11 protein-coding genes are annotated in these 6,997 nt (G+C 69.1%); 3 read left to right on the top strand and 8 right to left on the bottom strand.

The window, feature by feature from the left end; all coding sequences use genetic code 11:
• The first annotated feature begins 343 nt into the window (after positions 1-343).
• On the top strand, positions 344-1,750 hold the full coding sequence (locus ABFS34_15275; protein ID MEN8376788.1) for an amidohydrolase family protein: 1,407 nt from the start codon (positions 344-346) through the stop codon (positions 1,748-1,750).
• Between the two features lie 24 nt (positions 1,751-1,774).
• Here ABFS34_15275 and ABFS34_15270 read toward each other — a convergent pair whose 3' ends face one another.
• Together ABFS34_15270 and ABFS34_15265 are read right to left on the bottom strand one after the other, a co-directional pair.
• Positions 1,775-2,236 (bottom strand): peroxiredoxin, encoded by a 462-nt coding sequence (locus tag ABFS34_15270; GenBank protein MEN8376787.1) that lies wholly within the window; start codon positions 2,234-2,236, stop codon positions 1,775-1,777.
• Positions 2,237-2,256: 20 nt separating this feature from the next.
• Entirely contained in the window at positions 2,257-2,694 is a 438-nt protein-coding gene (locus tag ABFS34_15265) for an acyl-CoA thioesterase (protein MEN8376786.1), read from the bottom strand.
• A 330-nt stretch (positions 2,695-3,024) separates the two neighbouring features.
• Between ABFS34_15265 and ABFS34_15260 the strand changes: the two genes are divergently transcribed.
• On the top strand, positions 3,025-3,177 hold the full coding sequence (locus ABFS34_15260) for a hypothetical protein (GenBank protein ID MEN8376785.1): 153 nt from the start codon (positions 3,025-3,027) through the stop codon (positions 3,175-3,177).
• Between the two features lie 119 nt (positions 3,178-3,296).
• On the opposite strand, the gene ABFS34_15255 is transcribed toward ABFS34_15260, so the two are convergent.
• The 5 genes from ABFS34_15255 to ABFS34_15235 all read right to left on the bottom strand — a co-directional run bounded on the left by ABFS34_15255 (position 3,297) and on the right by ABFS34_15235 (position 6,132).
• Positions 3,297-3,746: a nuclear transport factor 2 family protein gene (locus tag ABFS34_15255; GenBank protein MEN8376784.1), complete on the bottom strand. Its 450-nt coding sequence runs from the start codon at positions 3,744-3,746 to the stop codon at positions 3,297-3,299.
• 52 nt (positions 3,747-3,798) lie between these two features.
• On the bottom strand, positions 3,799-4,032 hold the full coding sequence (locus tag ABFS34_15250) for a ferredoxin (protein MEN8376783.1): 234 nt from the start codon (positions 4,030-4,032) through the stop codon (positions 3,799-3,801).
• Between the two features lie 85 nt (positions 4,033-4,117).
• Positions 4,118-4,684, bottom strand: coding sequence for a cob(I)yrinic acid a,c-diamide adenosyltransferase (locus tag ABFS34_15245; protein MEN8376782.1), 567 nt, complete (start codon positions 4,682-4,684; stop codon positions 4,118-4,120).
• A 45-nt stretch (positions 4,685-4,729) separates the two neighbouring features.
• Complete coding sequence (locus ABFS34_15240) at positions 4,730-5,659, bottom strand: LD-carboxypeptidase (protein MEN8376781.1); 930 nt, start codon at positions 5,657-5,659, stop codon at positions 4,730-4,732.
• On the bottom strand, positions 5,656-6,132 hold the full coding sequence (locus ABFS34_15235; GenBank protein MEN8376780.1) for a hypothetical protein: 477 nt from the start codon (positions 6,130-6,132) through the stop codon (positions 5,656-5,658). Before ABFS34_15235 ends, ABFS34_15240 begins: the two co-directional genes overlap by 4 nt.
• A gap of 223 nt (positions 6,133-6,355) precedes the next feature.
• On the opposite strand from ABFS34_15235, the gene ABFS34_15230 reads away from it, so the two are divergent.
• Positions 6,356-6,775 carry a DoxX family protein gene (locus tag ABFS34_15230; protein MEN8376779.1) on the top strand — a complete coding sequence of 140 codons (420 nt, stop codon included), beginning with the start codon at positions 6,356-6,358 and terminating at the stop codon, positions 6,773-6,775.
• Between the two features lie 21 nt (positions 6,776-6,796).
• Here the strand turns inward: ABFS34_15230 and ABFS34_15225 are convergent.
• A partial coding sequence (locus tag ABFS34_15225) for a hypothetical protein (GenBank protein MEN8376778.1) occupies positions 6,797-6,997 on the bottom strand: 201 nt, incomplete at its 5' end.

Raw genomic sequence — 6,997 nt, 5'->3', positions numbered from 1 at the left:
CTGCGCCCGGCAGAGCGCGGGTGTGCCTGGCCGAGCGAGTCCGACCTCACAGCGAATCACCGCGCTTGGTAGCTCCCGAGCCTCCTCCCGAGCCTCCTCCCGGGCCACCTCTCCTCGTCCTACGCCCTTCGCGCCCCCCGCGCGCCAGTCCGTCCCCAGTTCTGGCCGGCTTCGGCGTCGCGCATTAGTCTGCCAATCCGATTTCGGCCGGGTCATCTCAACGGTCGACGTCGGGGCGGGGGCGTGTGGTGGATGGGTTAGCTCACAAGTAGCCAAAGGCACCACCATGCGATCCAGGTCTGCGCTTTCTTTCCGGTTGATTCTCGCCGCCACGGTTTTGGGCATGACCACAACCGTGCCAGCCACTCCGGCCGCAGCGCAGTCGGCCGACCAGCTATCCGCCGACACGCGCCAATACGTCTCCGTGTCCTCGCCGGTCGTCGCGCTCGTGGGCGTGACCGTCATCGACGGGACCGGCGCCGACGCCGTCGCCGACCAGACCGTGGTCCTCCGGGACGGTCGCATCGCGGCCGTCGGAGCCTCCGGTGACGTCGACATCCCCGAAGGAGCGGACGTGCACGAGTTGCCCGGCCACACCGTCATCCCGGGCATGGTGGGCATGCACGACCACCTCTTCTACGCTGGAGGCGGCCGGCGCGCGCAGCTCCAGTTCAGCGCGCCTCGCCTCTACCTCGGGGCGGGCGTCACTACGATCCGCACAACCGGGAGCCAGGCGCCGTACTCGGACCTGAGCATGAAGGCCGCGATCGACGTGGGACAGGCGGTCGGTCCGCGGATCCACGTGACCGCTCCCTACATCACCGGGCCCGCGGCGGGCGTGACCTACATGGCCACGGTCGCCGACGAGGAGGAGGCGCGCCGGTTCGTCGGCTACTGGGCGGACGAGGGCGCCACCTGGATCAAGGCCTACACGAACATCAGTCGCGCCGCGCTGGGCGCGGCCATCGAAGAGGCGCACGCGCGCGGCTTGCGGGTCACCGGCCACATCTGTTCGGTCACCTTCGAGGAGGCGGTGGACCTGGGCATCGACAACATCGAGCACGGTTTCCTCACCGCCAGCGACTTCATCGAAGGCAAGCAGCCGGATCAGTGCCCGTCCAACAGCATGATCTCGATCGGCTCCAGGGGCGACGCGACCGGCGAGCGGGCGCAGAACCTGATCCGCAAGATGGTCGACAACGGCGTGTCGATGACGTCCACGCTCGCAGTGATCGAGCCGTTCTTTCCGGATCGTCCGGAGGTCATGGATCAGCGCACTCTCGACCTGCTGGCGGACGAGATCCGTGACGCCTACGTGCAGTTCAGGGAGCAGGTAGAGGCCAACGCCAACTGGCCGTTCACGCCGGGGATGTTCCAGAAGGCGATGGAATTCGAGAAGGCATTCTTCGACGCGGGCGGCGTGCTGGCAGGAGGCGTCGACCCGACCGGCACCGGAGGCGTGATCCACGGCTTCGGCGACCAGCGCAACTACGAGCTGCTGATCGAGGCCGGCTTATCGCCCGTGCAGGCGGTTCGGGCGATGTCCTTGAACGGAGCTCTCATCCTGGGTGAGGAAGGCGACATCGGCAGCGTCGAAGCCGGCAAGCTGGCCGACGTGCTGGTCCTGGAGGGCGACCTGTCGGGCGACGCGTCGGTGATCCGCAACGTCCGCATCGTCTTCAAGCACGGCGTGGGCTTCGACCCGACCAAGCTGATCGAGTCGACGAAGGGGCGCGTGGGGGTGAGCTGAGGGTGCGTGGCGCGGAAAGCCGGCCTACAGCGACTCCAGCGCGGCCTCGATTTCGTCGTAGGGAGGCTCGACGCTGGGATTCGGGGCTTTCCAGTTCCAAGCGACGGTGCCGTCGGGGGCGATCACGAAGGCGGTCCGGTCCGACACGCCCTTGAAGGGGCCCATGTCCGTCAGCACCCCGTAAGCCGCGGATGCCTCCTTGTTGAAGTCGCTCAGGAGCGCGAACGGCACGTCGAGATCCTGTGCGAAGCGCTGATTGGCCCAGGGCGAATCGACGCTGATCCCGAACACCGACGCTCCCAAGTCCCCGTAGCGCGCGTAGTCCTTGGCCATCGCGCACAACTCGTCCGTGCACGTCGAGCTGTAGGCGAACGGAAAGAAGAGAATCACGGCCGCGCCGCCGTCGCGGGCCTCGGTGAGGTTGACGAACTCCCTGGGCTCCCGCATCAGCGTGAAGTCGGGGGCCTGGGTTCCCACTACTATCATGTTCGGCTTCTCCTGGAGATTCAGTCTTCGCTCTGCCCGAGTCGCTCGAGAAGCTTGAGCCGCGTCCGGCGTCGCAGCTGGCCCTCGTCGAAGCGGCGGCGCGCGTCGTCATCGACCAGGTCCAGCGGTGGCACGCGGGTGGGCCGGTGATTCTCGTCGATCGCCACGAACGTCAGGTAGCAGGTGTTGGTGTGACGCCGCACCTCGGTGAGCAGGTTCTCGGCGACCACCTTCACGCCCACCTCCATGGACGTGCGGCCCACGTAGTTCACCCGCGCGTGGCAGGTGACCAGTTCGCCCGCGTAGATGGGCTGCCGGAAGTCGACCCGGTCGATGGACGCGGTCACGCACGGGCTGCCGGCGTGGCGCATGGCGGACACCGCGGCCGTGCGGTCGACCATGGACAGCACCACGCCGCCGAACACGTGCCCCAGGTTGTTGACCTGGTTGGGCATCATGAGTTCGCTGATTGTCGTCTCGGAGTGAGACGGAGGCTTGGCTGCGTGCATGGCTATGGCTGTGCGCGTTGTAGGTACCGAAACAAGGTCGAAGCCGCCGCCGGTAGCCGGAGCGCGGCGGCACAACACTACCACGAACACGGCGCGCCGTCACTCCATCGCCCGATCGCCCGTCATTACGGGCCGTAGTGGGGCGTTGTGGGTAGTAGAGGCCGGGTTGTGACGCGACGGGCTCGTTACGCGTCCGATGTATGAAGGAAACGCGAGACCCTTCGATTGCGAAGGGACTGTGCGGAGGCAGGCCCGCCAGGCCTCACTCGGGAGAACAACGTGGACACAAGGATCAAGCTGCTGACGATCGGCGCGCTCGTGGTCACGCTGCTGGTGACCAAGCGGCCGGACCGTCCCGAAGAGTCCAAGTCGACTCAGGACGGCGCCGTCACGCACGCAGAACTCGACGCGATCCGCGCGGCCGGCTTCTAAGCCGAAACGCGCACGGAACGCCGGCTCCTCCCACCGGCGCGAAACCCCGCTATCGCCCCTCTCCAGGAAGCGGAGACGGGGTTTTTTAGTGTCTTTGAGTTTGGCCGCTGGGCGGCCGCTCAGGACTCGGCGGCCGAGGTGTGGTCGTGGAGAATCCGCCAACCGGCCCGCGTCCGGACCCAAACCAGCGAGAAGTAGCCGGTGTCGATCTGCTCATCGGACTCGGGATCCAGCAGGATGTATCGCCCGAGCATCAGCGCATGGTCCCTGCCCAGGTCGAAGGTCTCCAGGTCGGTGAAGCGCAGCCCGGGCAGCGGGACGTCCGCCTCGAAGTACGACGTCCGATAACGCTGCATGACCGACTGGAAGCCGCGGCGTACGCCGCCCGAACCGCTGAAGGTGAGATCGGGCGAGCGCAGGTAGGGCTCCATGAAGCCGTCCAGCTCCTTGCGATTCCAGGCCTCGGCCGAGGCGCTCAGCGTAGCTTCGATCTCGGCGGCGGCGGGCGACCTCGGTAGCGATCCGTCGATGGGGGTGGGCCTGCCTCCACCGCACGCGGCGACGAGCACAACGGCCGCCGGAGCGAGCGTCCAGCGGCCGGGGTGCGATCGACCGAGGCAGTCAGTCGAAGTGCGCGCGGTTCTTCTCAATGTAGTCGGTCCACTCGGGGGGCACGTCGGTGTCGGGGAAGATCGCGGTCACCGGGCACTCGGGCTCGCACGCCCCGCAGTCGATGCATTCGTCCGGGTGGATGTAGTAATGATCCTCGCCTTCGTAGATGCAGTCCACCGGGCAGACCTCGACGCAACTGGCGTCCTTGGTCCCTATGCACGGCTCGGCAATGATATACGGCATCGCAGACTCCCGAAATCCAGGTCGGTCGGTGCGACCGGATAGTGTTCGTTCGATTGCGCGCCGGGCAAGGCGCGCGACGTTGGGCTCAGTCCCGTTCGGGTAGCCACTCCCGTTCCGGGCTGCCGGCACGGCGATTCTCCAGGCGCGCCAGCGAAAACAATAGATCCGAGAGCCGGTTCAGGTAGACGACCACGCCCTCGGGCACCTCCGCCTCGGCGGCGAGCGAGACCACCCGGCGCTCGGCCCGCCGGCAGACCGTCCGCGCCAGGTGCAGCGCGGCGCCTCCGCCGTTGCCTCCCGGCATGACGAACGCCTTCAATTCCGGGAGGTCGTCCTCGGCGCGGTCGATCAGCGCCTCCAACTCGGCCGGCCGCTCATCGGGTAGCGCGGGCACGCTCGGCGCCCTCTTCCCCGGAGCCGCCGGAGGCGTGGCCAGGATCGCGCCGACCACGAACAGGTCTGGCTGCACGCCCGCAACGCACTCGCGCACCCAGCCGTCGGCGATCGCGGCGAGCGCGACCCCGAGCGCGGCGTTCAGCTCGTCGACGGTCCCGTAAGCCTCCACCCGTGGGTGGTCCTTGGGGACGCGCCCGCCCCCGAAGAGGCCGGTGTCACCGCGGTCGCCGGTGCGCGTATAGATACGGGTCGTCACGCCGGCATCAACCCCCGTAACCGGGGAGGGTTTCACGCGGCCGGCTCACCGGACCGCGGCTTCCAGGATCTCCAGGCGCCCGCGATCGGCGTCCAGGCGCGCGCGCGCGCCCAGCGGGAGGGTCCAGGTGTCGTCGACGTGGCCGAAAGGCAGGCCGCCCAGCGCCGGCACCTCCAGCCGGCGGGCAAACTCCTCCAGCAGCGTCGCCAGGGTCCGGCCGCGGCCGCCACCCGTGGCGTTGGTGAAGCGCCCCAGCGCCAGGCCGCGCGCGCCCTTCAGGCTGCCCGACACGATCAGTTGCTCCAGCATCCGGTCGATCCGGTAGACGGGCTCGTCCACCTCCTCGAGCGCGACGATCGCGCCGCGGAACGCGGCTGCCCACGGCGTGCCCACCGCGGCCGCGAGCAGCGACAGGTTGCCGCCCGCGAGCCGCCCCTCGGCCGCCCCCCCGACGAGTCCCGCGGGCTCAGCCCCGGAGCGCGCGGGCGGCAGCGCCCCCGCCGGCGCCGCGTCGAACAGCACCGCGCGAAAGCAGGCGGTCGCCATGGCGGAGAGCCGCTGCGCGCCCGCGTGCGGGCCGTGGAACGAGAAGACGCGCTGGCGCGCCGCCGCCAGGTGCAAGGACGTGTTGTCGCTGAAGCCGATCAGCGCGCGCGGTCGGCGCCGCAGCGCCGCGAAGTCCGCGCGCGACCACAGGCGCATGGTGCCGTAGCCGCCGCGCAACGCCCACACGGCGTCGAGCTCCGGGGCGGCGAGCGCCCACTCCAGATCCCGGCCCCGCTCCTCGTCGCTGCCGGCCAGATAGCCCGCGCGCCGGCGGATGGCGCTGCCCTCGACGCCGTCCAGCCCCCAGCGGCGCAGCCGAGCGTGGGCCCGCCGGATGCGCCCCTCCGTCACCGGCCCGGCGGGTGCGATGAGCGCCACGCGCGCGCCCGGCGCCAGGCGCGGTGGCGGCAGCCATTTCGGAGAATTCAAGGATCCGCGCCCATGCGCGCGAACGGCAGCCAGTACCCCTCGAACACGGGCACGTACAACGTGTCCGGCGCTTCCAACGGTCGGCTCCAGTACATGACGCCGCCGAAGCGGCCCAGCGAGTCGAGCTCCAGCGTGGACAGAACCACGACCGTGTCGAGCCCCTGGTAGGCGGCGCCCTCGTGCACTATCGGCAGCGCCTGCCGGTACCAGTCGAACTCGTCCAGGCTGTAGTAGATCTCAGGCGGCGGGGGGTCTGCCCGCACGCGGTCCGCGGGTAGCGTTGCGGAGCCCGACTCCTCCGGGGGCGCCGGCGCGGGCTGGACGGACGTGTCGGCGGCCGCCTCGTCATCGATCGACTCCTCGGGGCGGTCGCCGGAGTCTCCCGCGCAAGCGGCGAGAAGCAGGATCAGGGGTGTCGCCCGACGGAGGCGGGCGAAGACGTGCCTGGTAGCGGCGTTCGGTAGCGTGCTCACAGGGCGGCAGTCTACGCCGCCGACGTCGCGCGGGGCCAGGTCCGAGACCTAGGGCGAGCTCCGCACAGATCGCCTATCTAACTGCTTCGTAACAAGTTGTAGAAGTCGAAAACGCGCTCATATACCGCTCACTTTCCCCTCCTTCTCGCTGCGCCGCCTCCCCGCCACTCTCCGATCGACATTCGCGACGTGGTTAGCCCCGACACATCGGCAAGGTGATGCAATGACGAAGCTGGAGCGATATGGGCCTCTCGCTGGGCGCCTCTTGATCGCGCTGCCCTTTCTCGACTTCGGGATCTACAAGCTGACCAACTGGACGATGATGGTCGGCTGGCTGGAGTTGAATGGACTCCCGCTTCCCGCGCTCCTGCTCGGGGCGGCAATCGTGCTGGAGTTGGTCGGAGGCACGCTGCTGATCGCGGGCGCCAGAACGCGGTGGGTGGCCGTCGCGCTGGCGCTCTACCTGGTGCCCGTGACGTTCCTCTTGCATGACTTCTGGACTTTCGAGGGCATCGTGCGCCAAGGTCAACGCGAGAGCTTCGGCAAGGGGCTGATGATCATCGGAGGCCTGATCTTCGTGGCCCTCCAGGGCGCCGGGGCCGTGAGCCTGGATGAGCGCCGGGAGAGACCCGCGGCCCCGTGACCGGCTGGCCGCGGGAGTGGCTCAGCCGGCGTCGGGCGACCTGGAGGGGAGCCCCGCCGAGCCCAGAATCCGCTCGAATTCGGGGTCGCCCCTGAGGAAATCGAACCAGACCTCCCTGGTGGCCCATTGCAGCGAGAAATCCCGCGCCGCGGCTACCTTCCCCAGGTGCTCCAGGACGGCCTCCCTGTCGCCGAGCTGTCCGGCGACCCTGGCGAACGCGTA

Source organism: Gemmatimonadota bacterium, assembly GCA_039715185.1.
In the GTDB taxonomy this organism is placed as follows: domain Bacteria; phylum Gemmatimonadota; class Gemmatimonadetes; order Longimicrobiales; family RSA9; genus DATHRK01.
Note: the sequence above shows the minus strand (reverse complement) of the source record. Positions and strands in the feature narration are given on the sequence as shown.